Origin of the sequence: Sphingomonas sp. PvP056, from assembly GCF_040549155.1 — a bacterium.
In the GTDB taxonomy this organism is placed as follows: domain Bacteria; phylum Pseudomonadota; class Alphaproteobacteria; order Sphingomonadales; family Sphingomonadaceae; genus Sphingomonas.
Map to the genome: position 1 here is coordinate 300,487 of NZ_JBEPST010000003.1, position 22,905 is coordinate 323,391.

Below are 22,905 nucleotides of genomic sequence, written 5' to 3' on the forward strand. Positions count from 1 at the left end.
TGACTTAACCAGGGCGTGAGCGTCGCTCTGAAAGCCATGGGTTTAAGCACTTCGCGGGGGCGAAATGCGACCTGCCGGAAGCCACCGCACCCGGCGTGAAACGGAACGATCCATGGGCTTTTTCTCGAATCTTTTTCGCTTTTCCTCGCACGACATGGCGATCGATTTGGGGACCGCCAATACGGTCGTCTATCTGCGTGGGCGCGGGATCGTGCTCAACGAACCCTCGGTCGTCGCGGTCGAGACGCTGAACGGCGTCAAGCGCGTCAAGGCGGTCGGCGACGACGCCAAGCTGATGATGGGCAAGACCCCCGATAGTATCCAGGCAATCCGCCCCTTACGCGACGGCGTCATCGCCGATATTGATGTCGCCGAGCAGATGATCGCCCACTTCATTCGCAAGGTCCACGGCGGGCAGCGGCGCTTCATGCGCTGGCCGCAGATCGTCATTTGCGTTCCCTCGGGCTCGACCTCGGTCGAGCGCCGCGCCATCCGCGATGCCGCGTCGAACGCTGGCGCATCCCAGGTCTGGCTGATCGAGGAGCCGATGGCCGCCGCGATCGGGGCAGACATGCCCGTGACCGAGCCGATCGGCTCGATGGTCGTCGACATCGGCGGCGGCACGACTGAAGTCGCGGTGCTGTCGCTGCGTGGTCTCGCCTACACCACCTCGGTCCGCGTCGGCGGGGACAAGATGGACGAGGCGATCGTGTCCTATGTCCGTCGCAACCACAACCTTCTGATCGGCGATGCGACCGCAGAGCGGATCAAGCAGGAAGTCGGCGTCGCCAAGCCGCCGCTCGACGGGATCGGCCTGACGATCCACGTCAAAGGGCGCGATCTCGTCAACGGCGTACCCAAGGAAATCCAGATCAACCAGGGCCAGATCGCCGAGGCGCTCAGCGAACCGGTCGGCCAGATCGTCGAGGGTGTCCGCATCGCGCTCGAAAATACCGCGCCCGAGCTGGCGGCGGATATCGTCGATCAGGGCATCGTGCTCACCGGCGGCGGCGCGCTGCTCAAGGGCATCGACGAGGTTCTGCGCGACGAGACCGGCCTGCCCGTCACGATCGCGGACGACCCCCTTACCTGCGTGGCGCTCGGCACCGGGCGTGCGCTCGAGGATCCGATCTACCGTGGTGTGTTGCACAGCGCATGAGGCGTACGGCGGCTGTGGTCGCTATTTGAAACATATGGTTCGTCTGCGAGGACGGGTTCGCGAAACCCTACGCAGCGCAGACGGCCATCGCTACAGATCGTAGCATCAGGCGGCCCTTGGGCCTTTGGATGGGGGTAACATGGCGCCGCCTCGCAATCGGCGCCCGGGTTTTTCGCGGCGGGCGCAATATGGTTTGTTTCTCGGCTATGTGATTGCCGCCGCCGGTTCGCTGGTCGCTGCGGTGCTGTTGGCGCTGTCGGCGATCGATCCGCCGGCTTTCGCGGTCCTGCGCGCGAGCGTCGCGGAAGTGACGACGCCTATATCGTCGGGCCTGTCGAGCGTCGGCCAGTGGTTCGGCGCGATCCCCGGAAGCGTCGGCAGTTACTTCGGGGTGAAAGCCGAGAACGAGCGCCTGCACAAGCAACTGCGCGACCAGCACGCGCTGTTCATGCGCGCGCGCTCGCTCGGCTATGAGAATCGCCGCCTGACCGCGCTGCTGCGACTGCGCGAGCGCATCGCCGAGCCCGTCGTAACCGCGCGCCTGGTCAGTTCGTCTGCCACCAGCACGCGCCGCTTCGGGGTGCTCAATGCCGGGTCCTGGCAGGGAGTCGCATCGAGCCAGCCGGTCGTCGGGCCGGATGGACTGGTGGGTCGCGTCCTGGAGACGGGGCCCAACAGCGCACGGGTGTTGTTGCTGACCGATCCGGAAAGCGTCGTGCCGGTCCGCCGGACCCGCGACGGCATGCCCGCGCTCGCGGCCGGGCGCGGCGACGGGCTGGTCGACATCCGCTCGGTCGCAACCGCGACCGCGCCGTTCGGCCCGGGCGACGTCTTCGTGACCTCGGGTATCGGCGGGATCTATCCCCCCGACGTTCCGGTCGCGCACGTCATCCGCCGTGGCCGCGAAGCCGGTCTCGCGCGAACTTATGCGCAGCCCGACACGCTCGATTACGCGATGGTCGAGCGCGCCTTCATGCCTGCCCCGCCCCCGCTGACGGTCCCCAAGCCCGCGCCCAAGCCGACTCCCAAGCCAAAGCCCACACCGACTGCTGCGAAGCCAGCCACACGATGAGCCAGATCCGCGGCCCCTTCGACGAGCCACCAGATACGAGCTTCTCGCGCTTCGTGCCCGCGCTGTCGGTCGTGATCGCCTCCACCTTCGCGGTGTGGCCCGTGATCGCAAGCTTCCCGGTGTTTCCCCCGCTCGGGCTGCTGATGCTGCTCGGCTGGCGGCTGTTGCGCCCGCTGAGCCTGCCCGTATGGGCGGCGTTACCGCTCGGCCTGTATGACGATCTGCTGAGCGGACAACCGCTGGGCAATGCGATGCTGTTCTGGACATTGTGCTTTTTCATGATCGACCTGATCGACCAACGCGTCGTGTTTCGCGATTTCTGGCAGGACTGGCTGATCGCGGGTGGGTCGATCTGCTTCTGCCTGATTCTGGGTCGGCTCGTCGCTTCGCCGCTTGCCGCGCACGTCGACACGCTTTTGATGCTGCAGATTGCGGTAACCACCTTGTTGTTTCCCCTCGCGACGCGCATCTGCACGATGCTCACGCGCGAGGAGGAAACGGTGTGAACGGGCCGACCTTCGGCAATTCGAACAAGATGATGACCGAAGCCGCGCAAAGTTTCAGCTTCTCGCGGCGTGCGGTGCTGCTCGGCTTCGGCCAGGGTGCGGTGGGTCTGGCGCTGGCCGGGCGCATGGCGTGGCTGTCGGTGGCCGAGAACGAGCATTACACCACCCTGTCGGAGAGCAACCGCGTCAACATGACGCTGGTGCCGCCACGGCGGGGCTGGATCGTCGATCGGCACGGCGCGCCGATCGCCAACAACCGTACCGATTTCCGCGTCGACATCATTCCCGACCGGCTCGAGGACAAGGACCGTGTGCTCGCGTTGCTGCGTGATATCCTGCGGTTGCCGCCCGAGGAGATGGAGCGACTCAATGCGGACCTCGCCCATGCGGCGGGCTTCCAGCCCGTGCAGGTAGCCGAGAACCTCGACTGGGAGCGGTTCGCCGCGGTCAGCGTGCGGCTGCCCGAACTCCCGGGCGTAGCCCCGACGCGGGGCTTTTCGCGCAGCTATCCGGCTGCGGCGGCGGTCGCGCATCTGACGGGCTATGTCGGTGCGGCTTCGGCCGATCAGTACAAGCAGACGCACGATCAATTGATGGTCACACCGGGATTCAAGCTCGGCAAGGATGGCCTCGAAAAAACGCTGGAAAAGACCTTGCGCGGCGTCGCGGGACAAAAGCGCGTCGAGGTAACCGCGCGGGGCAAGCTGGTCGCCGAGCTAGCGACCCGCCCCGACCAGCCCGGTCAGAATACGCGACTGACGATCGACGCAGGGTTGCAAGAATATGCGGCAAGGCGGCTGGGAACCAACTCAGGGTCGGTTGTCGTGATCGATTGCCTGACCGGCGAGATGCTCGCGATGGTCTCGATGCCGGCCTATGACCCCAACGCCTTCTCCGACGGGATCAGTCATCTCGAATGGAAGATGCTGTCGGATAACGACCACGTTCCGTTGATGAACAAGGTCCTGCAGGGGCTGTATCCGCCGGGCTCGACGGTCAAGCCGATGAACGCGCTGGCGTTGCTCGAGGCGGGCGTGGATCCGCGTCAGCGGATCAATTGCACCGGCGCGATGCGGCTTGGGACCGGGGTGTTCCATTGCCACAAGAAGCGTGGGCATGGTCCGCTCGACATGAAGAACGCGGTGATGCAGAGCTGCGACATCTATTTCTACGAGATGGTCCGCCGGCTCGGCTACGACCGGATCGCGCCGATCGCGCGGACGGTCGGGCTGGGACAGAAGTTCGACTTGCCGTTCGGTTCGCAACGGTACGGCACGATGCCAGATCCCGCGTGGAAGTTACGGAAATACAAGGCAGACTGGACAGTTGCGGATTCGCTCAACGCGTCGATCGGCCAAGGCTATGTGCTGTCCAATCCGCTGCAACTCGCGGTGATGGCCGCGCGACTGGCATCGGGCAAACACCTCGAACCAAGCATTCTGGCCAGCCAGATTCATCATAACGCGGCACCCCTGCCCTATGACGCCGCGCATCTCGCGCTGGTCCGCGACGCGATGTACGGCGTCGTCAACCAGGGCGGCACCGGCGGGGCGGCGCGCATGCTGATCCCGGGCGTGTCGATCGCAGCAAAGACCGGCACCGCGCAGGTCCGCCGCATTTCGATGGCAGAGCGCGGATCGGGCGTGCTCAAGAACGCGTCGCTACCGTTCAAGCTACGCGATCACGCGCTGTTCGTGTGTTTCGCACCCGCCGACAACCCGCGTTACGCCGCCAGCGTCGTGCTGGAGCATGGCGGCCATACCGTGCGCAATCTTGATTCGCCGTTGATCGGCCGCGACATCATGACGTGGCTGTTCGACCGCGACCGCGCGATCGCATCGCTGGCGGAGGCCGAGCCGACCTGGGGCGGCGATATTCGCACCCGCATGGCCGCCGAGAGCGCGGCTTACCGTGCGGCCAATGCACCAAAGCCCGCGGCGGTCCAGACCGAGCTCGGTGCCCCCGCGCCGACAGACGCCCCTGCCGTCCGTGCCGCGGCGGCGGCCGACGCAGCGGCGGCAGAGGCGCTCGCCAACTCCGCGGCGGCGGGCAATACCGTCGCGGAGTCGGGCAGCACGGAGCACGACCTCGAATGAGCAGCCGCAGCATCGTCCCCGCCCCGCTGATCCAGCTCCCGTGGAAGATCATTCTGCTGGTGCTGGCGATCGGGTGTTTCGACCTCCTGATCCTCTATTCCGCCGCGGGCGGCAGCATCAAGCCGTGGGCGATGTCGCAGGGGATCCGTTTCTTCATGCTGCTGGGCGGCGCACTCGCGCTGGCGCGCGTCCCGGAACGCTGGTGGCAGACCGGCGCGCTGCCGGCCTATGTCTTGCTGTGCATCATGCTGGTGCTGGTCGAACTGGTCGGGGCGGTGCGCGGCGGCGGCCAGCGCTGGCTCGACGTCGGGTTCATGCGCCTGCAACCATCCGAGCTGATGAAGCCGTGCATCGTGCTGGCTTGCGCCAAATTCTACGACATGCTGCCGCCCAATGAAACCAGGCGGTTCAGCGCGATCTGGCCCGCGGCAATCCTGATCCTGCTGCCCGCCGCGCTGGTGATGAAACAGCCCGACCTCGGCACCGCACTGATGATCACGATCGGCGGGATCACGGTGATGTTCCTCGCCGGCGTCCCGCTGCGCTTGTTTATCGGGGGAGCGCTCGCACTGGGCGCGGCGGTGCCGATCGCGTTCAATTTCGTGCTGCACGAATATCAGCGCAACCGCATCCTCGTCTTCCTCGATCCGGAGAGCGACCCGCTCGGGATCGGCTACCACATCAGCCAGTCCAAGATCGCGATCGGATCGGGCGGGATCTTCGGCAAGGGGTTCCTCAACGGCACCCAGAGCCATCTGGACTATCTGCCAGAGGGCCATACCGACTTCGCGCTGGCGACGATGATGGAGGAATGGGGGCTGATCGGAGGAGTGCTGCTGATCGTCGCGTTCGTGCTGATCGTGCAATGGGGCGTCTCGACCGCGCTTCAGGCACAATCCCGCTTCGCCAAGCTGACCGCCGCGGGACTGGCTGCGACGATCTTCTATTATGTCGCGATCAACATGGCGATGGTGATGGGCATGGCGCCGGTCGTCGGCGTGCCGCTGCCGCTGATCAGCAACGGCGGGTCGAGCCAGATGACGTTCATGCTGTGCCTGGGGATCCTGATGTCGATCGACCGATCGAACCGCAGAAAAGAGACGCGCTGGTAGTTTTTTTTGCGGTGCAGTGTAAAAAAGGGTTTGCAACATCCGCCCACACTGCTAACCGACCGCCTCCCGGCAACGACAGCGCTTCGGCATTGTCCCTACCAAGCGGGAATGGACGCATAGCTCAGTTGGTAGAGCAGCTGACTCTTAATCAGCGGGTCCTTGGTTCGAGCCCAAGTGCGTCCACCATTCTTCACATTGAGATCGTTGGATTTTCTGTCGAGGCGCGCGAGCGTTCCGACATGTTCTCCAACACGCTTTCCGACAAACTCATTTCGTTCTCGCTTCGTCCAGAGCCCCGACTGCGGCGATATGCCGGCGTCGTGCACCAGCGATTCGACGCGCTTTTTCCGCGTTCGCCTTGTTGTAAATCCGGGTGACAGCGAGCGTCTTGTGACCGGAAACCGGCCGCACGTCGTCTTCGCCCGCGTCGCCAATCTCGGTGATGCCCCCATGCCGGAAGCCGGTGAAGGTCATGTCCTTGGGCAACCCGGCTGCGTCGCAGATCTTGCGATGGACGTTCGACATGCGCCGCTCGACGTAGCGCTTGCCGCTGCGCTCCTCGACAACGATCGGGCCGGTCGCGGACCTCGTCGCTGCGCGGGACCGCGCGAGCTCTTCCTCGAGTTCGGGATACAGCGGCACGCGCTCGACGCCGCCCCCCTCGCCCGGAACCTCTTCGAATAGCGGCAGCGTTACGGGGTTGCCGGTCTTGGACTGGACGAGCGTGATCTCGACCCCGGGCTGGTAGCCTTCCCAAACGATCGCGGCGCGGTCCGGCGCGTCCGGATCGACATAGCCAAAGGCATCGGACACCCGCTGGCATCCCTCGAAGCACAGCGCGGCGGCGGTTGCCATCGACTGGAAGCCCATCTCGACGGCCTTCGCGCGGTAGGCGGTGTATTCGGCGCGCGACGTCGCCCGGTTGCCCTTGGCCGCGGTGCTTGTGAGCCCCATTCCCATGAACGGGTTCTCCTTGACCCCCGTTACCTTGTAATGTCGCGTCGCCCACGACCAAACCAGGCGACAGACCTGCATGGCGTAGCTCGCTTGGCGCGGCCCGGTATCCGCGCGCAGCATTTCGTACAGCCGGTCGGAAGCGGCGGCATCAACGTCGGCGGCCCGGCGCTTGCCGAACGGCGGCGCGCCCTTCTTGGTCTCCCGCGCTGCGAGCATATCCATCAGCTTCCCGTAATCGGCCCGGGTCTTCGCCTTTTTCGAGGTGAAACGCGCCTGCTTGCGGTACCATTGGAACAGCCACTCAACGCTGCCCGGGACCATCGAAGCCCCTTCCGCGCCCTTGCGCCAGTCGGTCAGCGCTGCGTTCAGCAACTGCGCTTTGCGATGCACCTCGGCCATATCCGAGCCGAGTTTTTCCGAGGCAAGGAGCATCGGCTTGCCGTTGCGCATTGCGGGCACCATCGCCCCGGTCTTCTCGTCCTTCACCGGGCGCGCCCATGCAGGCAGTTCCCAATAATAGACGGGCTCACCGGCCGCATTACGGAGCTTGCGGACGTAGGCTGGAAGACGATCGAGTGCCATCAGTCGAACCATCCGTCCGTGCCGGTGGCCGAGCCGTTCTCAAACATAGCAGCCACTGCCGCATCCAGATCCGAACGCCGCGCGATCGCGGCGCCGTTGCGGCCGCGCGGCACGAAGCGCACAGTGCCTCGGTCGCGCCACTCCTTGATCTGCGCCACGCTGACGCGGGTGTATTCGAGCGCTTCGGCTTCCGTGAGCGCGGCGGGCCAGTCGGGCAGCGTCGCTAGAGCGCGGGTCATTGAGTGGGCTCCTCGTCCCAATGCCTGTTCAGGATCTCGACCACGCGGCGGGCGACCGCTTCCGGCTCGTTCGCGTATGCCGAGACGATCGGGACCGGGAAGTTCAGGCTATGGCTGGTGCTGCCGCTCTCGGTTCGGACCGGCGCGCTTTGGTAGAGCACCGCCCAGGCGATACGGTCTTCCGGGTCGAGGTTGCGCAGGTAGGCGGTCTGGTCGGCTGACCAACACTGATGTGCCTCACTTGCTGGGGTGGTCATGCGAATTGCTCCCGACGGGTGCAGCCTGTGCACATCGGTTGGAAAAGATCGAACTGGCGGGGATCAACCGGTTGAGGGAATGCCTCACCCCAGCCGAAGCCGTGCAGACGGCGCCCCTCGGCGTCCAGTTCACTCAGCCACTTGCCCCACGACGGGTACAGGACCGAGGCTTCCATACGCTCCTGCTCGGTCTGCATCGTGCCGCACATGCATTCGCCCGACCGGCAAAGCTGGGTCGCGACCGGATTGATCGTGACGTTTCGGCTTTCGAGATATGCGTCGCGAGTGCTTTGGTCCCAATCGTGGATGAGATTGACCCAGATGTTGCCGGGGCTGGCCGGGTCGCGCCGGAACGGCTCGAGGTTCGCCTTGCGGTTCTCGCTCTCGTCTTTCCGCGCGCCATTGAGGAACAGCACGCGCACATCGCGCTTGCCCTTCCGGATCTCTCTGGACACGGCCTTCCGGAACGGAGTGGCCTTAAGGACGCGGTATGAGAAGCCAGGCGCTCCTAGGCCCTTGCCGAAGAACCCTTTGCGCAGGACGTAATCCTCATAGGCGGTACCTGCGTCAGCCTCGACGTAATCGCCCAGCGCGCCGTAATTGGCCCGCACGAAATCGGTGGTCTCGGGAATGCCGCAGCGGGTGTTTCCGTGCATGACGAACCTGATCTGCGCGCCAAGCTCACGTGCGACCTGATCCGAGGCCGCGCTGTCTTTGCCGCCCGACACCATAGAAATGATGTCGGTGGGATTGAACTGGTCGACTGCCTGCCGAAGGATAGCCGCAGAACGCTCGATAGTTCGCGCAATGTTGACGGCCTTAGCGGCGGCCATGCGCTCGTTTTGTGCGATCGCCCATCGGTCGGCAGCGTAAAGGTCGCTCATGCTGCCATCCTCTCGAGCCTTTGCGCGTATGCGGTTCGACCGCGCCAAGGGTCTCCGAAGAGCTCGTCCATAGGACTGTCGTAACGGTGGCCATTTTGTGCGAGCGACGTACTGTCAGCGGAGTGGAACGGATAATCGCCTCCAACCGCAACGCCGCGAAGCATGTGCAGGGGATGCCAGCTATTGCCGAACAGCGACGCGACCTCATCCATGCGCCGACGATAGGCACCACAGCCAACGGCACGTTCGGCAGGCCCATCGCCGACCCAGCCGAGGCACACGCGATCGAAGCGTTCGCACAGTCGGCCTAAGCGGCGGATAGGTCCGTCCATGTGCCAGACAGGTGCGCCCTTTGACCTTCCGTGAGGCCATTCGTCCAAGAGAGTGTCGTTCAACTGGGACGCTTGCCCGGGCACGTCCGGAATTACCGCCCAGCGCCCAGGCTCCCAAAGGCGGGCATCGAGCCAATCGAAATAGGCGGACCAGTCCCCAGGACCTCGAACGTCCATCCCCAAACGCAATGCCCGCTGCCAGAGACTGAACGCGCCGTTGTCGTACATAACGTGCGAACCGATCACCTCGACATCAGCGGCATCACGTGGACAGAAATAGCTGACGCAAAATGCTCTACCCGCTTGTGCGAGGAGTGCTGAACGTGGGGTCATCGGTGTCCCGTGATAGACGAGCGCCATCATTGCATCCAACTCAGGGTCAGGCGTCCTGCACGATCACGACGCAGCATCGCACCAATAAGCAGCACCCCTGCGAGCATGAAGAACCAGGTCTTAGGCTCGGGCAGAGCGGACACTGGCGCATCGTTGGTCGGTTTGGCGACTGGGGTGCCGGCGGCGGGCGGCGCGGTCCCGACCCCGCCTGCCCCGCCCGGCCGGACGAATCCGATCGGTGATGCCTGGACAGCACCACCCCACGGCGACCGCGCGGCGCTCTGCATCGTCGAACCGGAAAGGACCGCGTCCTCGAAGTCGCTATCCATCGCCACCAGTGGGCGCGACAGGTCCGGAAGCGTTCCGATCGTGGCGATGCCGGACGGCGGGCACACAGGGGCAGCGGCGGCGGGCTTGCTATGGCCCTGCGGCTTTCCGGTGGACCGACGATGTTCGGCGGCCTTGGCGAACTGCGTTTTGACCGCGTGGTATACCGGCGGCGCGACTTTGACGGCTGTGCAGGTCAGGCCCACGGCAGCCGCATGGCTCAAGATCAAAGCTTTGGTGATCACTTCGCATCTCCACGATGAGGGGCGGCGCTGCGCGGGGCATGCCGAAAATAGACGGGGGTCTCGGGAGCGCCGACGATGCGGCGGACGTCCTCGGGGTGGTGAAGCTTGCCGTCGGCACCCATCCAGGTCAGGCAGCCGTAATGGATCCAGTCCTCCGGCAGTTCGGACGCGCCGAACCTCAGCAGCGGCTCGATGTCCTCCGGATGCTCGGCGAGGTAGGAGACGAAGCTGCCGGCCGTCTGCACGGCACTGACGCCTGCGGCGTGACCCAGCGCTTCCACGACCTCGGAAAGCCGCTGGATGATCGGCGCGGCGGCGGCGAAATCAATTCCCGACCGGTCGATCATGACCGCACCCGCTGATCACAGAGGGTCCGCATCAGGTCCATGTTTCCAAAGCCAGTGGCCGGACGTGCGGTGACGACGATTGACGCTGCGCACAGCATCGCCTCTGGATCCCGGTTCAAATCGGAATTAACTAAGTTAATCTGGACCTTGCGTCTCGGGACCGACGTGATCACTTGCTGAATACGACGTTTCGGAGAGGCACCACTATGATTGGCTACATGGTCGATACGAGCCAACCGAAAGCGCGAGACGCGGGTGTGGAGTTTGATGTCTTCAGCTCGACCCGACGGCTGCGGGCGCAGGTTAGCTATGAAACTCTTGGAGCTGGACGCGACAGCCGAAGCCCAGGCGAATGGGAATCGCTCGTTCGTGGAATGTCTTTCCAACTGCAAAAACTGGTTGATGACGGGCACCGAAGCGGTAGCTGCGGCCCTGTTAGCTGTTTGATGTAACGTCATTCCGCTTGCACTCTGCCCGTACTGATCGGCGCCCAGGGAGAGCTGCGCGTTAAGCAACTGGCGTGCGGCAGATTCCATGGGCACCGTAGCCGCAGGAATGGTGTTGGAACGATCAGTCATGACCGAAGCTTTCGTGAGGTTTGAGTACGCCCCGTCGGTCAATCGAATTTCGATGCAGGCGTGGCGCTGGGGTAAGCCCCTGACCTTCCAAGTTTCGCTCGACACTTTGGAGCAAATGTTCGGGCTGATTGGCGACCGAACGCCCAGTCAGGTTGTGGAAGCTAATCGGGGTAGCCTGAACGAAGCGGCGACGCGCAAAGTTCAGGGCGCTCTTGAGCGTCCGTCCGAACCAGTGATCCTCGATCCGGGTGACTTCTGATCCATGGTGCCGGACCTCCCCTGATCCATCGGGCCAATGGAGCGTCGCCAGCACGTCTCCTTCGCGTACCGGGCGAGCGCCCAAGTCGCGCTTAAGCGGCCACACAGGCTTGTTGTCGCGGTCGCGCTGCTGGCGCCGCCACTTGCTGTCTTCGGTGTCGAGGTAGGACCTCATATCAGTAATCCCTCCGCGGCTTGCCAGGCGCGCCGACCCATCCGTCACTGCGGACGAACTGGGGCGAACCCGATGGCGAAATGACCTTGATCTTCCCGTCGGCGCGGCGGCCGATGACGGGGCACTGGAAAGCGAAGTAAGGAGGCGGCGAGTTGAGCGGCCAGTAGTATTCCCGGTCCGTCGCGTTGCGCTTGACCTCGATGGCCTCACAGCCAACCGGCGTGATCCCGGCCGATATCATGGCCGCAACCTGCTGCTCAGTGAACGGCTTGCCCTCTTCGAACGCCCCGTACCAAGGGTTCGGCTTGGACGGCGTGATGATCTTGACCTCGGGCTGACGCCCGACGAATTGCGCCTGTCGTTCCATCAGTTCGAATATCCCGTGTAGGCGCGGCACGCTTCGCGCGCGGCGGCATCAAGGCGCACGGCCTCGCGATGATCGGCGTCGGCGCGCGCTAGGGCGGCCAGGGTCACTCGGACGTGCTCAGCGCAGTCCTTGCGCTGAGCCTCGAGAGCCGCTGTCATTTGCCGAGCGGAGGGCTTGCGGTTGATCCGCGACCGCTTGATCTCGGCAGCGTCGGTAGCGAGGATCGCGATAAATGCATCGTAACCGAGCCTGATCCGGTCCGCCCGCAGCCCGATCTCTGACGCAAGCTCGCGAACATACGAAGAAACCGCAGCCTGCGTGTTCAGGTCGTTGCGGACCTTCTCGTGCCGCAGTTTGGCGCGCTCAGCCCGCATCTTGGCGAAGACCGGGCGCAGTTCCACGATCGCAAGGTCAAGATCGGGGTCGCGCATCACCGCGGCGCGCCCTCGACGTGCGCCCAGCGCGCGCGGTGCGGCGATGCTTTGCCGTACGCCCTGCCCGCCTCAAGATGATCGACGCTATACTTGGCCTGCCAGGTGCGCAGACCGATGCTGTCCTTCTCCCGATGCGCGCCCGAGCACAGCGGCACAGCGTGATAGTCGGGCGACTTGAGCGAAAGGCCTTTCATGCCGTCGGCGTCGGAGTGCGAGGCCTCCATCACGCCTTCGCAGATGTGCCCCGCGCGCCCGGCGAGCAGGCACGGACGCTTGCGCAACCAGGCGAGGTGGGTTGGGAAGCGGCGGTCGGCATCAGCCTTGTGACTGTTGCGCTGGCGCGGGCGGATATCGACGCGGATCATCAGATCACGACCAGCACGACGATGACCAAAACGACCACAAGGGGCAGCGTGACCGAAAGCCACAGGGGCTCCGGGCGCTCAGCGGCGGCGCGGGCGTCCTCAACCGTCTGTTCAAGCTCGGCGACGGTGGGCAATGGGAGAGCGAACTGCGCGGAATGCTGCGGGGCGTTCATGCCGCCTGCCCCACATCGCCATCAACGATCACGTAGTGCGTGATGCCGCACTCATCGCCGTAATCGCGGTTCCAACGGCGTGCCCAAGCCGCCGCTTTGCGCGCCGGCTGGGTGTGATCGAACTCGCGCTCGAAGACGCACCGGACCTGCACCATCGTCTGCGGCGGGACTGGGCAATCGCCCCCTGCCCACGCGATCGGCTCCGCAGTTTCTTCGGTATTTTCGGGTGGTAGCGATGCCACGTCGATCTCCATCGCCCGTCATGGGCTGATGAAGCGGTCTAACAAGGGTTTTGTAGATAGTCAACAATACTCTTGTGATTTAGTCGTGCGGGGGGATGTAGTCCGGATAAAAGTCGTCATCGGCAGCAGGCGTCATTTGTTGGCGGTATGAGCTTGGCAAGACGGCTTCGACGTCCGGCAGATGTGGTTCAGCGCCGTCGAAGGCGACGCGGACGATCGCTCCAAACTCCGATGCCGACTGGAAAATTGCCCGGATTTCCCTTCCCTGTGACAGCATGCCAGCGATCCAAGGCGCCCGCTCTGCGGTCAGGTAACCGATTTGCACATTGCGCGCGGAAAGGACCGCAATTGCGTTTGAGTCGTGCTCGTTCTTCGGCTCCGGGCGCAACTCTACCAGTTCGCCCGGTGGGCAAATCATGATCTCAAAACGTCGGTTGCTCTTGTCTTTGTTCGGGAAGCGGACGCCAACGACTGCCAAACTGAACTCGCTAATGGGCATCGCGCGAACCTAAATCCGGCGCCCTACCCAGACAACCCGCCCCATGACCTTGATTTCGCTGACCAAACGGGGCTGGCTGGCGTACCTAGCATTCTCGCTGATCACTTTTACCATTGGCGGCTCTGTACCGGCGATGCGTTCAATGAACTTCACCACGTATCCATCGCCGTCCCACAGGCAGAATGCGCCAGGTTGGGCGGTGTTGGTCTTCCGTCGATCGACGAGCAGCTGATCTCCAGGGCGGAACGTTGGCTCCATAGAATCGCCTTCGACCTCGATCGAGAGCAGCTCACTTGGCGAGATGCGCAGGCTTTCGACTAAGCCACGCGAGAACGCGATCGACCGCAGATCCCCCTCACCAGTGCCACCGCCGCCCGCACCAACGAACGTGGGCAACTGTTCGATCATCACGGCGTCGACGATCTCCGCCTCGTTAGAGATGCGAGCATCGTCCTCTTCTGCTGATCCGCCGGCTTTCAGCGCTTCGACAGCGTATCGGAACCAACCGGGCATCTTCTTGCCGGTGTTCTCGAAGTTCCAGATCAGCTGCTGATTGAACTTGACCTCATAGCCAGCCTGGTCGGCAAACGGCTGAGAGCGCTTCGCCAGATCCGATTGGTTCCAGCCCAGCTTTTCGCGCTCGCTTATCAGCCACGCCCGTTTCACGTCGATGTCCATCGACAGCAGACCTACAAGAGTTTTGGGGAGGTTGCTTTCACAAGTTTCTTGTTGATTGACGCACAAGAGCCTTGTATGCCCTTCACTCATGAGCCACGAAGCCCTTAAACGAGCCCTGTCCGCCTGCGGCGACAATCAGTCTGAGTTCGCTAGGCGGATCGGAACGTCGCAGCAGCGAGTGTCGTATCTTATGATGCGTGAAAACCCGCTGCCGGCGGAGTTGGTTCTGGCATGCGAGCGCGAGACTGGGATCTCCCGTCACGACCTGCGCCCCGACGTATATCCCGCACCTGCGGTGCCCCAGCAGGAGGCAGCATGATTATCGTCGACACGATTGCGTTCTGGTCGGTCGTCTCCGTCGGGCTTGGCCTGCTGATCGGCCCCGCTTTGCGCAAGGTCACAGCCGAACCGTCCTCGCGACCGGCGGGCCACAATCGTCGCATCGGAGACCAGTAAGCCATGACGCACGCTCATGACGAAGCCGAAGCGGCCAAGTGGATCGATCCGCTGATCGGTAAGCTCGACGCCATCCGCGGCACCCGCTGCGCAGTCTGCCGCCAAGGCGTCTGCAGCCATTCCGACGCCGAATATGCGGGCATCGTCAGCGATGCTCAGCGCGCTCACGAGACAGGGACCAAGTGATGAGTGATCGTTTCCATGATGCGGAAGTATCGCCGCAGTGCAGCAGCGTCGTTCCTGAAAATCGTGACGTTAACGAAGCGGAGTTCCGGGCAGCGATGTTGAGCGGCCTCGCGCGCTGCTCGAACACCGCGGCAAAGAAACGTTCGCTCGCCGGGGCGATGGACCTGTCGAGCAAGGGCTTGGAGAACATCCAGCTGCGCGGCGCGATGCCTGGACCCAAGCGGTTGTGGGACGCGACGACGGCTTGCCCGCACGCGCTCGACGACGTCGCTCGGCTCTACGGCTTCGAGCTGGTGCGGTCGGTGGGATTTGAAGTCGCAGCTGAGCACGGCACGCTGCCTATTGCGACGCTGCTCGCGCAGATCGCCGAGGCGGAAGCGCCTTCCAGTGATGGCGGCACGGTCAAGACGCACAAGGAACTGATCGCGATGGAGCAACACATCCTCCGCGTTCACGCACTCACCGGCCAGTGGCTCAAGGAGATCGCCGATCACCGCGCACCCACAGGCCTTCGATCGATCTGAAACTGAGGTTTAGCGCCGGCGCGACCGGCAGGGAGTAAATGACAATGCCGAACACTATCAGGGTGGTGGCGACGACGGTCGCTTCCGCCGGAGAAAATCTGCGTCCTGCGGCGGTGCTGCCAATGTCACATGTTGTGATCACTGGCGGCGAACGCTTGGGCTTCTTGCCCATCAGTAGTGCGTGCACGGTGCCAGTTTCGCGCCTGCTGCGAATGAACCGCCTCATCCAGGGAACGGCATGATGGCCGATCAAATGGATATGGCCGCCGAAATCAGCGACCTTCACTTGCGCCTAAGTCTTGAGGCTGCGCGCCAGCCAGTGCCAGTAGGCGCGCCCGGCGAATGCGAGGAGTGCGGCGACGACAGCCCTCGTCTGGTCAGCGGACGTTGCGCGCCTTGTCGCGACGGACGTCGCCGGTGAGCGCCCTGACCCCTGCCCCGCGAATCTGCATCGAGGATGGCTGCACCACCGCGATCAGCAAGACCTCCAAGGGTCGTTGCAAACCCTGCGCGCTCAACCGCTTGAGGAACGATCCAGCCATCAAGGCTCGGCGAGCCGCCGGTATCGCCGCCCACCACGCTCGCCCCGACGTCAAAGAGGCGAACCGTGCCCGCATGGCCGACTTCATGGTCAACATGCCGGAAGCCGAGCGGGAGCGCCGTCGCGAGCATGGTCGCAGAATGGTCGCGACCAAGCTTCACACGCCGGAATCGCAGGCCAAGGCTCTCGCGGCGCGCAGCGTGCCGGAGGTTAAGGCTCGACGCTCGCTGTCGATGGCCCGAACCCTGATGCCTTGGCTGCCGAGCCACCTAGTTCAAGCGTACCGGGACCTGACGCGCAGCGGCCTGTCGCCAACCGAAGCGCGCGTGGCCCTTGAACCAGAGATCCCCGGCACCGCGGCGCATACGGCGCGCGTTCTCGCCAATGTTCGCGACGCTCAGCGGATTCGCCGCGAGCGCGACCAGGCGCAGGCATACTGATGCCTGCCGGGATCATCTGGAGCCGCCCGCACGAGCGCGAAACGCGCGTCCGGTGACTGCCAACCAAGTTCAACACCAAGGGAGAATGAATGTGCTGATCGATCAAGACGACCCCCCGCGCGCGGCGGAAGGCAACCGTGTCCAGCCAGCGGTGAACAGCTTCGGCGAGTTCGTCCGGTTCCTCGAGGACGGCCAACTCGACGCCGAACTCTCCGAGGTGCTGCGCAAGCTGTCGAGCGACATGGCGAATAACGCCATCGAAGGCGGCGGCAAAGCGCGCGGCAAGCTGACCCTTACCTTGGACTTTGGCCTCGATGGCCGCGTGTTCACGATCAAGGCGAAGCACAAGGTCGATGTGCCGGAAGCCAAGCGTCAGAACAGCGTGATGTGGTCGACCGAGGATGGTCGCTTCACCCCCAGCAATCCGCACCAGGGCAACCTGTTCGGCGTCCGCGAAGTCCGCAGCCAGGGCTTCCGGGACGTCAGCTGATCCACACCATCACCACTGAAGGGAGAAGTCATGAACACCACTACCGTAGAGGGTGACGGGATCGTCACCGAAGTTCGCGACCTGGTCGAGACATACGTCAAGGCCGAGGTCGTCGAGATCACCGAACCGTCGACCGGCGTCGTCGCGCTGGCCGTCCGGTCCGGCAACAGCGTCACGCCCCTGACGCCGACGATCTTCGACCAGTACCGCGACGCGCCGCGGTATCGGCAGGGCGCGGCGACGCTGCTTTCGATCGACAGCCTGATCGACCACATCAATCGATTCAAGGACACGGACAGCATCGTGTTCGCGGACGACAACCGCGAGAAGCCGTCGATCACCGCGGTGCTCGACTATCACCGCGTCGGCGCTGGCGGCGATCCTCGGTTCGGCAAGCACCGCAGCCTGTTCGGCTTCCCCCTGTCGGACGAATGGAAGGCCTGGAACGACAGCAACGCCACGCCGATGTCGATGGCTGATTTCGCTGCGTTCCTCGAGAACCGCATCATCGACGTGCTCTACGTCATCCCCGGCGAGGACAGCCTGCCGGAGGACGTGCAGCGGCTGATCGACACCCTCGGTGGCGGCGACACCGTGGCCACCCCGAACAAGCTGATGGAACTAGCGCGCGGCCTGCAGGTCAACGAGAGCGCGGTCGTTCAGGAGGCGGTGAACCTGTCCTCTGGTGAAGGCGTGGTGCGTTTCCAGTCTGAACACACCGACGCCGCCGGCGCGCCGCTCAAGGTGCCGTCGCTGTTCCTGATCGGGATCCCGGTCTTCAACAACGGGCCGCTCTACCGGATCGCCGCGCGCCTCCGGTACCGCAAGGCCGGTGGACGTCTGACGTTCTGGTATGAGCTCTGGCGCACCGACCGGACATTCGACCACGCCTTCTCCGAAGCGGTCGAGCGCGTGAAGATCGAGACCGAGCTTCCGGTCCTCATTGGCAAGCCGGAAGCCTAAGCGGTGCTGCGGCTGGCATCCCTGTTTCTTTCTCAGCAGGAACGTTTCGCCCGGGCACGGCGGCGGGCGCTGGAGGCCGAGCTCGATGCTCGTCTTCAGCGCCGGAAGGCCAGCCGCGCCATTCTCAACGAACGCGCGCGCATCGGCGCGGCGACCAAGGTGCATGAGCAGGTCGCCCGCGATCCGCTGCTGCGCGAACAGGTGCCATTCTGATGAACCGCGAAGACCGCGTCTTGGCGGGCAGACCATGAGCATCCGCGTCATGTCAGCCGTTTGGGACCTCGACCTACCCGACAGCGAGAAGCTGATTGCGCTTGCGCTCGCGGACTGGTGTTCCGACGAGGGTATTTGCTGGCCTTCGATTGCCCAGATCGCGAAGAAGTCCAGCAAGAGCGAACGGACCGTTCAAGGCGCGCTGATCAGCCTTGAAAAGCGCGGGTATCTGACTCGGGATCAGAAGCCAGGGAAAGGGTGTCTCTACACGCTAACCCCCGCAGGCGCTGCACCCCGCAGCGATAACACCCCCGCAGATGCTGCGCCCCCGCAGCCTTTGCGCAAAACCCCCGCAGCCGTTGCACCCAATACGTCAGGAACCACCAATACCCCAAAGAGAGCTTCGCCCTCTTTGGGGGCGCGCCCGCCGAAGCGCGCCACCAGCATTCCCGATAGCTTCATTCCGACGATGAGCGGGAAGACGGCGGATTGCGTCAACGTCTGGCCACCTGGTCGCCTCGACGAGGAGCTGGAGCATTTCGCCGATTACCATCGAGCGAACGGCACCACGAGCCACGACTGGCAAGCGTCGTGGAGGACCTGGGTCAAGAACTCGAAAAAGTGGGAACCGAAGAATGGCAAACGACCTCACCACGACCGACCAAGCGGACCAATCGAGAGCCGTCGGCGCTTTCGCGAACAGCACGATGTGGAACCTGACCTCGGCTATGGCGCAGGCTGACGGCGTTGATATCGGCAGGGTGATTGCGGCTTACGAACGTGGCTTGGTGCCGCTTGCCGAGGCTGAACCGAAGGGCAAGTCGCGCCGCAATCCGGAAGCCGCTGGTGCGCTGACGACGCTGCTCGGCGACGATCTGGCGATGATCGCAACGAAGATCGCGCCCACGCTGTCGCCCGAACAGTCAGACGCGTGGATCAAGGTGATGTGCATCGCGCTGGCAGACCTGCCCGGTCGCGTTACGCGCGAAGCCGCCACATCTGCGCTGCATCGACCGATGAAGTTCCTGAACGAGGTCGAGACGGTCATCCGGGACGAGGCTGCGGCCATCACGATCCGGCATTCGGTAGCGCTTCGTCGTCTGCGCCAGCTGGCAGATGCGATCGCGTGGGCGGCCAAACCATCCACCATGCTGCCCGACGACGATGTCAGTTCCGAGCCTATCTCGCCCGCCAATATCCGCGCACTCAGCCGTCTGGACGGTTGGCCTGAGTTCAAGAAAATGGGGCTCGCGACGGGAAGCTTTACGCAAGAACAGATCGACGCAGTGCTGTCCGAGCCGGTCGAGCAAGCGCGGACCACATGAAGCACCGCGGACATTCAATTCAGTATCAAGGTTCAAGGGGTGGGATATGAGTAGGAAGGCAGCACGTCGCAGGGACGATACGGATTGGTGCATCCTACGCACCTCGGGCGGCCGGACGCTCAACCTAGCCCGCTCGCTCGCCGAGGCGGGCTTTGACGTTTGGACGCCTACCCGCACGATCAAGCGACCGCATGGAAAGCCCGATGCGAAGGGCCGGAGAGCCACGATCGAGATTGACCTGCCAATCTTGCCGACGTTCGTGTTCGCTCGGGTCGGCGGCCTGTCTAACTTGGCCCATATCGCTGGCGACCCTGCACACCAGCATCCACCATTTTCGATCTTCTCTCAAGCCGGGCGGATTCCCCTGATTGGAGATACCTCTGTGTCCGGCCTGCAGGAAGAAGAGCGGCTCGCTGCCAAGCATATCGGAGCTCTCCGTGATGCGGAGACGCGAGAGGAACAGCGTCGCATTCGTGTCGCTGCGTTGCGTACCAAACGCGAGCGGGAGAGAGCCTTGCGCGCAGAACGGCACGAATTCGCGGTTGGCGCGCAGGTGTCCGTCACCGATCAGCCGTCGCTCGCTGGAATAACTGGCGTGATCGCAAAAAGCGATGGGCGCAGTGCGGTTGTCGCTTTCGGCGGTTCACTCACCATGACGATTGAGGCTTGGCGTTTGTCACCGCATGATGTAAGCGAAGCTTCTATAGCCGCTTGATCGGCATCTGGCGCAGATGATCTTGAGCTTGTTCTCATGCGCACGCCCACCCCGCGAGAGCTAATGCTCGGACGGTTGTCCTACGGCATGGCGATAACCTAATTCACAGTTCGGTTGGCTGACTGTTCCGCTCTCTGGCGGTCAGCACACCCCCTCACCGACGCGCGCGACGCGAGACATAGGCGGTCGGGAATGCCCATGATCGGCCGTCTGATGGTGGGGAGAAATTGTTATATCGTGAATGCTGGATAGCGACCCGATTGCATTCGTGATTGACGACAGCCTTTAGCCGCGCGTCATTAAATCCAGTTCGCTGACATGAACCCAGGCTGTTGTGAGTTCGCCCTGGTCGAAGAACTCGCATTCCACTTGGTTGGGGCTTCCATCCTCGTCGTGAAAGACTGCCTTCACCAGCATCATACGACCTTCACCTCTATGACGAACGATGCTATCAACAGCTATCACGTTGCTCATCCTTTCCCGCGACGCAGAGATCCGAAAAATGGCCCGCAACGACTCATCATTGCGGGCCAGGGAGCGTTTCCGATTTGGAGGGAGGAAACACGGTCGGTGAGAACTCCGACATCCCCAAAATAACAAAACAATTTTGGTTTAATAGCCCCTAATCGTTGTTCTCCAACGATAATTTAAGACCGGATTGGCCTGGTTGCGTAGGTCCTCATCCTCGAAACCCGCCACCTTACCCAGGCACACGGCGCAAGACATAAGTCCTCGCTGCGCAACTGCGCTCGGCTGCCTTGTGATGAGGGCAGATCAAAACCGCACCGAGGCAAGCGAAAAATAGCCCGCAGCGAAAAATCGCCGCGGGCTAGGTACTGTCTACTTGTAAGCAAACACGCCGGACTGCCGACCGGCAAGCCTTCAGTACCATGTCGTGCGATTGTTAGATATCTTTCGTACGTACCAAAATATTTATCGATTTGGGTGAGGGAAAGACAATTCTTTCAGCACAATGGTCGAACGGAAACCCAATTCGGTGTCTACTGTGACAGTAGGCCAGATGCGAATGCGACAGTAGCGACGCGGGAGCGCTGAACTTTCTTGCGCAACATCAGCTTGGTAAGCGCGCGTTTAGGCGTAAGCCCATATGGCTGTCCCATGGGTGAGATTGAACGGCAGGTTCCCGCGGGACTGATAGAGCAATGGGCGGTGCATCTGCGCCGCCAACGTTCACGCGCCGCCGATACGATATGGCTGTTGGATAACGGTTTCACGGTCCACGACGGTCGCGATGGAACCCCTACCGCGGACGCGTCAGCTCGAGTTCGGCGAGAGCAGGTAGATATTGTTACCGACGTTACCGCTCTGCTGGAGCAGTACGAAGCCATCAACCTGCGCGGGTCTCAGTTCGCCTAAACTTTCCGTTCTGCGATTTCCCGACGCCGGCAATTTCAACAATTGCCCGACGAACCTGATCCATCGCAAGTGCACCATCGATGTCATTCGCAGCAATCTTTGACGTGACCTCAAACGTGGCCTCGTCAGCGGCACGGTCGGCAAAGCGATTGATCATTTCAAAGGCTTTCGCTCGGACGGCAATGTCGTGTTTTATTTGCACGAGCGCCTAACCAAAGTTGGTCAATGACGTTCCTGCGTTTGCAGGCCACTGAGCTGAGTGGAGCAATCTACGTGCTCAACTGGCCCCGCCTCGGTCATCGGCACAATTAAGTTCACCCGCGCTTCGATGACAACCGGCGGCGCGGGTGAACCTCTCCCCCGAGATTGCCTCGCTCGCTGGAGTAAACGAGCGTGACCGGGCTAGGTATCGGCGCATATTGACTTAAAGCAACCTAAGATTGGTTGGCAGCATGCGACGCACTGGAGCACGCGGCTAAAGACGCTAGCAATCGACCGTGCTCCTATTGGCCGGACCGATGGTGGGAAAGGTACGTGTGCGGTCAGCGCTATAAAAATTGCCCGCAACGACGGATCGTTGCGGGCAAGTGAGTGTACTGAGAGCTGCCTTGGAGGGGCAGTGCGGCCCCAATACCATGCATATGTCTGAGTAAAAGAGCTAACTGCCTAGAAAGCCTGCCTTTTTGATGAATTGTTTGTCATGAACGGTTTCATCGTGGATTACCGCCTTCCCCTTATCGGTCAGAACGGCCCGTCGCCGACGCAGCGACGACACGAGGCATAGGCATCCGATAGGTAGATCGACAGTATAGGCCGTTCGCAGCCGGCGTATCACATAAAGTTATAGAAACACACAAAGTCAAAATACCACCCGCAAATACTCTACGCGCTGCGGGTGGTGAGTTTTGATGTTACCGCCGTTCTTTTGGCGGCCTTCTCGTCTTAATAGCGAGAGGTGAACAACACGTTAATTAAACCGGATTGTCATGGCCAAGCTAAAGACGCTGCCTAGCCGCCTCGGTTCATTGAGCCCGATGCGCGGCCACCTGCCAGCGCCTGAGCGAAAGCCCGAGGCCGAGCGCAAAATGTTCTCGCCTTGGCGGGCATGGTACAACACCACGCGCTGGCGTCGCCTACGCTGGGCGCAGCTGGTCAAGGACCATTTCACCTGCACCCGGTGCGGCAAGCTCGAAGGCGACACCGCCAAGCTGGTCTGCGACCACGTCACCCCGCACCGCGGCAGCGCCGAGCTGTTCTGGGACGAAGGCAACCTGACGACCCTCTGCAAACCCTGCCACGACAGCGCAAAGCAGCGCGAGGAGCAGGCGGAGGGTATGCGCGGAGCCTGACGCGCCCTGCGGTGCGCTGGCGGTCCTCCTGCGCGGCCTGACGCGGCCCCAGACCGGGGGGGGTGGGTCGGACTTCGGGGTGGGTCGACGCCTTAGACCGGTATGGCTC

Annotated in this window: 36 protein-coding genes and 1 tRNA gene; 20 read left to right on the forward strand and 17 right to left on the reverse strand. The window is 63.0% G+C overall.

From position 1 onward, the window contains the following. The first annotated feature begins 112 nt into the window (after window positions 1-112). From ABIC17_RS08995 to ABIC17_RS09020, 6 genes are all read left to right on the forward strand, one after another. Window positions 113-1,159 carry a rod shape-determining protein gene (locus ABIC17_RS08995; RefSeq protein ID WP_010163754.1) on the forward strand — a complete coding sequence of 349 codons (1,047 nt, stop codon included), beginning with the start codon at window positions 113-115 and terminating at the stop codon, window positions 1,157-1,159. Window positions 1,160-1,298: 139 nt separating this feature from the next. Then, the gene (locus tag ABIC17_RS09000; RefSeq protein WP_354281094.1) at window positions 1,299-2,231 is read left to right on the forward strand and encodes a rod shape-determining protein MreC; all 933 of its coding nucleotides are present in this window, start codon (window positions 1,299-1,301) and stop codon (window positions 2,229-2,231) included. Next, complete coding sequence (mreD, locus tag ABIC17_RS09005; protein WP_354281096.1) at window positions 2,228-2,737, forward strand: rod shape-determining protein MreD; 510 nt, start codon at window positions 2,228-2,230, stop codon at window positions 2,735-2,737. The genes ABIC17_RS09000 and mreD overlap by 4 nt, the downstream gene beginning before the upstream one ends. Window positions 2,738-2,766: 29 nt before the next feature. Further along, a complete protein-coding gene (gene mrdA / locus ABIC17_RS09010) occupies window positions 2,767-4,833 on the forward strand; it encodes a penicillin-binding protein 2 (RefSeq protein WP_354281664.1) in 2,067 nt (688 codons plus the stop codon). Next, window positions 4,830-5,945 carry a rod shape-determining protein RodA gene (gene rodA, locus ABIC17_RS09015; RefSeq protein ID WP_354281098.1) on the forward strand — a complete coding sequence of 372 codons (1,116 nt, stop codon included), beginning with the start codon at window positions 4,830-4,832 and terminating at the stop codon, window positions 5,943-5,945. Before mrdA ends, rodA begins: the two co-directional genes overlap by 4 nt. A 110-nt stretch (window positions 5,946-6,055) precedes the next feature. Next, a tRNA-Lys gene (locus tag ABIC17_RS09020) sits at window positions 6,056-6,131 on the forward strand. Window positions 6,132-6,212: 81 nt separating this feature from the next. Here ABIC17_RS09020 and ABIC17_RS09025 read toward each other — a convergent pair. The 4 genes from ABIC17_RS09025 to ABIC17_RS09040 are packed head-to-tail and all read right to left on the reverse strand — an operon-like array spanning window position 6,213 to window position 8,864. Continuing rightward, window positions 6,213-7,484, reverse strand: a complete 1,272-nt coding sequence (locus tag ABIC17_RS09025; protein ID WP_354281099.1) for a site-specific integrase — start codon at window positions 7,482-7,484, stop codon at window positions 6,213-6,215. Next, window positions 7,484-7,723, reverse strand: a complete 240-nt coding sequence (locus ABIC17_RS09030) for a hypothetical protein (protein WP_354281101.1) — start codon at window positions 7,721-7,723, stop codon at window positions 7,484-7,486. The genes ABIC17_RS09025 and ABIC17_RS09030 overlap by 1 nt, the downstream gene beginning before the upstream one ends. Continuing rightward, window positions 7,720-7,980 carry a hypothetical protein gene (locus ABIC17_RS09035; protein ID WP_354281103.1) on the reverse strand — a complete coding sequence of 87 codons (261 nt, stop codon included), beginning with the start codon at window positions 7,978-7,980 and terminating at the stop codon, window positions 7,720-7,722. Before ABIC17_RS09035 ends, ABIC17_RS09030 begins: the two co-directional genes overlap by 4 nt. Then, a complete protein-coding gene (locus tag ABIC17_RS09040; protein WP_354281104.1) occupies window positions 7,977-8,864 on the reverse strand; it encodes a phosphoadenosine phosphosulfate reductase domain-containing protein in 888 nt (295 codons plus the stop codon). The genes ABIC17_RS09035 and ABIC17_RS09040 overlap by 4 nt, the downstream gene beginning before the upstream one ends. Window positions 8,865-8,986: 122 nt before the next feature. Between ABIC17_RS09040 and ABIC17_RS09045 the strand changes: the two genes are divergently transcribed. Further along, window positions 8,987-9,175 carry a hypothetical protein gene (locus tag ABIC17_RS09045; protein WP_354281106.1) on the forward strand — a complete coding sequence of 63 codons (189 nt, stop codon included), beginning with the start codon at window positions 8,987-8,989 and terminating at the stop codon, window positions 9,173-9,175. A 380-nt stretch (window positions 9,176-9,555) separates the two neighbouring features. On the opposite strand, the gene ABIC17_RS09050 is transcribed toward ABIC17_RS09045, so the two are convergent. The 3 genes from ABIC17_RS09050 to ABIC17_RS09060 are packed head-to-tail and all read right to left on the reverse strand — an operon-like array spanning window position 9,556 to window position 11,026. After that, complete coding sequence (locus ABIC17_RS09050; protein ID WP_354281107.1) at window positions 9,556-10,101, reverse strand: hypothetical protein; 546 nt, start codon at window positions 10,099-10,101, stop codon at window positions 9,556-9,558. Next, window positions 10,098-10,448, reverse strand: a complete 351-nt coding sequence (locus ABIC17_RS09055) for a hypothetical protein (protein WP_354281109.1) — start codon at window positions 10,446-10,448, stop codon at window positions 10,098-10,100. The genes ABIC17_RS09050 and ABIC17_RS09055 overlap by 4 nt, the downstream gene beginning before the upstream one ends. Further along, window positions 10,445-11,026 carry a hypothetical protein gene (locus tag ABIC17_RS09060; RefSeq protein WP_354281111.1) on the reverse strand — a complete coding sequence of 194 codons (582 nt, stop codon included), beginning with the start codon at window positions 11,024-11,026 and terminating at the stop codon, window positions 10,445-10,447. Before ABIC17_RS09060 ends, ABIC17_RS09055 begins: the two co-directional genes overlap by 4 nt. On the opposite strand from ABIC17_RS09060, the gene ABIC17_RS09065 reads away from it, so the two are divergent. Next, a complete protein-coding gene (locus ABIC17_RS09065) occupies window positions 11,025-11,285 on the forward strand; it encodes a hypothetical protein (protein ID WP_354281112.1) in 261 nt (86 codons plus the stop codon). The two genes, ABIC17_RS09060 and ABIC17_RS09065, sit on opposite strands and share 2 nt — an antisense overlap. A gap of 175 nt (window positions 11,286-11,460) precedes the next feature. Here the strand turns inward: ABIC17_RS09065 and ABIC17_RS09070 are convergent, their stop codons facing one another. The 7 genes from ABIC17_RS09070 to ABIC17_RS09100 all read right to left on the reverse strand — a co-directional run bounded on the left by ABIC17_RS09070 (window position 11,461) and on the right by ABIC17_RS09100 (window position 14,217). Continuing rightward, window positions 11,461-11,826, reverse strand: coding sequence for a hypothetical protein (locus ABIC17_RS09070; RefSeq protein WP_354281114.1), 366 nt, complete (start codon window positions 11,824-11,826; stop codon window positions 11,461-11,463). Then, window positions 11,826-12,260 carry a hypothetical protein gene (locus tag ABIC17_RS09075; RefSeq protein ID WP_354281115.1) on the reverse strand — a complete coding sequence of 145 codons (435 nt, stop codon included), beginning with the start codon at window positions 12,258-12,260 and terminating at the stop codon, window positions 11,826-11,828. Before ABIC17_RS09075 ends, ABIC17_RS09070 begins: the two co-directional genes overlap by 1 nt. Further along, a complete protein-coding gene (locus tag ABIC17_RS09080) occupies window positions 12,257-12,625 on the reverse strand; it encodes a hypothetical protein (RefSeq protein ID WP_354281117.1) in 369 nt (122 codons plus the stop codon). Before ABIC17_RS09080 ends, ABIC17_RS09075 begins: the two co-directional genes overlap by 4 nt. Beyond that, complete coding sequence (locus tag ABIC17_RS09085) at window positions 12,625-12,798, reverse strand: hypothetical protein (protein WP_354281118.1); 174 nt, start codon at window positions 12,796-12,798, stop codon at window positions 12,625-12,627. Before ABIC17_RS09085 ends, ABIC17_RS09080 begins: the two co-directional genes overlap by 1 nt. Further along, window positions 12,795-13,052, reverse strand: a complete 258-nt coding sequence (locus tag ABIC17_RS09090; RefSeq protein WP_354281120.1) for a hypothetical protein — start codon at window positions 13,050-13,052, stop codon at window positions 12,795-12,797. Before ABIC17_RS09090 ends, ABIC17_RS09085 begins: the two co-directional genes overlap by 4 nt. Window positions 13,053-13,119: 67 nt before the next feature. After that, a complete protein-coding gene (locus tag ABIC17_RS09095; RefSeq protein ID WP_354281122.1) occupies window positions 13,120-13,539 on the reverse strand; it encodes an HIRAN domain-containing protein in 420 nt (139 codons plus the stop codon). Between the two features lie 9 nt (window positions 13,540-13,548). Continuing rightward, window positions 13,549-14,217 carry a S24 family peptidase gene (locus tag ABIC17_RS09100; RefSeq protein ID WP_354281124.1) on the reverse strand — a complete coding sequence of 223 codons (669 nt, stop codon included), beginning with the start codon at window positions 14,215-14,217 and terminating at the stop codon, window positions 13,549-13,551. 88 nt (window positions 14,218-14,305) lie between these two features. Between ABIC17_RS09100 and ABIC17_RS09105 the strand changes: the two genes are divergently transcribed. Genes ABIC17_RS09105 through ABIC17_RS09120 form a run of 4 tightly spaced genes read left to right on the forward strand, consistent with a single transcriptional unit; the run spans window position 14,306 to window position 15,383 of the window. Then, window positions 14,306-14,536, forward strand: a complete 231-nt coding sequence (locus ABIC17_RS09105; RefSeq protein ID WP_354281126.1) for a transcriptional regulator — start codon at window positions 14,306-14,308, stop codon at window positions 14,534-14,536. Continuing rightward, window positions 14,533-14,673, forward strand: a complete 141-nt coding sequence (locus ABIC17_RS09110) for a hypothetical protein (protein ID WP_354281127.1) — start codon at window positions 14,533-14,535, stop codon at window positions 14,671-14,673. Before ABIC17_RS09105 ends, ABIC17_RS09110 begins: the two co-directional genes overlap by 4 nt. Window positions 14,674-14,676: 3 nt before the next feature. Continuing rightward, window positions 14,677-14,859: a hypothetical protein gene (locus tag ABIC17_RS09115; RefSeq protein ID WP_354281129.1), complete on the forward strand. Its 183-nt coding sequence runs from the start codon at window positions 14,677-14,679 to the stop codon at window positions 14,857-14,859. Next, entirely contained in the window at window positions 14,859-15,383 is a 525-nt protein-coding gene (locus tag ABIC17_RS09120; protein ID WP_354281131.1) for a hypothetical protein, read from the forward strand. The genes ABIC17_RS09115 and ABIC17_RS09120 overlap by 1 nt, the downstream gene beginning before the upstream one ends. On the opposite strand, the gene ABIC17_RS09125 is transcribed toward ABIC17_RS09120, so the two are convergent. Then, window positions 15,334-15,669: a hypothetical protein gene (locus ABIC17_RS09125; protein ID WP_354281133.1), complete on the reverse strand. Its 336-nt coding sequence runs from the start codon at window positions 15,667-15,669 to the stop codon at window positions 15,334-15,336. The two genes, ABIC17_RS09120 and ABIC17_RS09125, sit on opposite strands and share 50 nt — an antisense overlap. Before the next feature lie 131 nt (window positions 15,670-15,800). Here ABIC17_RS09125 and ABIC17_RS09130 point away from each other — a divergent pair, with 131 nt between their 5' ends. The 7 genes from ABIC17_RS09130 (at window position 15,801) to ABIC17_RS09160 (ending at window position 20,070) form a co-directional block, all read left to right on the forward strand. Further along, a complete protein-coding gene (locus tag ABIC17_RS09130; RefSeq protein ID WP_354281134.1) occupies window positions 15,801-16,364 on the forward strand; it encodes a hypothetical protein in 564 nt (187 codons plus the stop codon). Between the two features lie 91 nt (window positions 16,365-16,455). Then, entirely contained in the window at window positions 16,456-16,854 is a 399-nt protein-coding gene (locus ABIC17_RS09135; protein WP_354281136.1) for a YfdP family phage-associated protein, read from the forward strand. A 30-nt stretch (window positions 16,855-16,884) separates the two neighbouring features. Further along, window positions 16,885-17,817: a DUF2303 family protein gene (locus tag ABIC17_RS09140; protein WP_354281138.1), complete on the forward strand. Its 933-nt coding sequence runs from the start codon at window positions 16,885-16,887 to the stop codon at window positions 17,815-17,817. A gap of 3 nt (window positions 17,818-17,820) precedes the next feature. Further along, complete coding sequence (locus ABIC17_RS09145) at window positions 17,821-18,030, forward strand: hypothetical protein (RefSeq protein WP_354281140.1); 210 nt, start codon at window positions 17,821-17,823, stop codon at window positions 18,028-18,030. Window positions 18,031-18,064: 34 nt separating this feature from the next. Then, the gene (locus ABIC17_RS09150) at window positions 18,065-18,772 is read left to right on the forward strand and encodes a helix-turn-helix domain-containing protein (RefSeq protein WP_354281142.1); all 708 of its coding nucleotides are present in this window, start codon (window positions 18,065-18,067) and stop codon (window positions 18,770-18,772) included. After that, window positions 18,759-19,355 (forward strand): hypothetical protein, encoded by a 597-nt coding sequence (locus ABIC17_RS09155; protein WP_354281143.1) that lies wholly within the window; start codon window positions 18,759-18,761, stop codon window positions 19,353-19,355. Before ABIC17_RS09150 ends, ABIC17_RS09155 begins: the two co-directional genes overlap by 14 nt. Before the next feature lie 46 nt (window positions 19,356-19,401). Then, window positions 19,402-20,070 (forward strand): hypothetical protein, encoded by a 669-nt coding sequence (locus ABIC17_RS09160; protein WP_354281145.1) that lies wholly within the window; start codon window positions 19,402-19,404, stop codon window positions 20,068-20,070. Window positions 20,071-20,355: 285 nt separating this feature from the next. Here the strand turns inward: ABIC17_RS09160 and ABIC17_RS09165 are convergent, their stop codons facing one another. Together ABIC17_RS09165 and ABIC17_RS09170 are read right to left on the reverse strand one after the other, a co-directional pair. Then, window positions 20,356-20,490 (reverse strand): hypothetical protein, encoded by a 135-nt coding sequence (locus ABIC17_RS09165; protein WP_354281146.1) that lies wholly within the window; start codon window positions 20,488-20,490, stop codon window positions 20,356-20,358. Window positions 20,491-21,418: 928 nt separating this feature from the next. Further along, window positions 21,419-21,604, reverse strand: coding sequence for a hypothetical protein (locus ABIC17_RS09170; RefSeq protein WP_354281148.1), 186 nt, complete (start codon window positions 21,602-21,604; stop codon window positions 21,419-21,421). Between the two features lie 829 nt (window positions 21,605-22,433). On the opposite strand from ABIC17_RS09170, the gene ABIC17_RS09175 reads away from it, so the two are divergent. Beyond that, window positions 22,434-22,796, forward strand: a complete 363-nt coding sequence (locus ABIC17_RS09175; RefSeq protein ID WP_354281150.1) for an HNH endonuclease — start codon at window positions 22,434-22,436, stop codon at window positions 22,794-22,796. The last annotated feature ends 109 nt before the right edge of the window (window positions 22,797-22,905 follow it).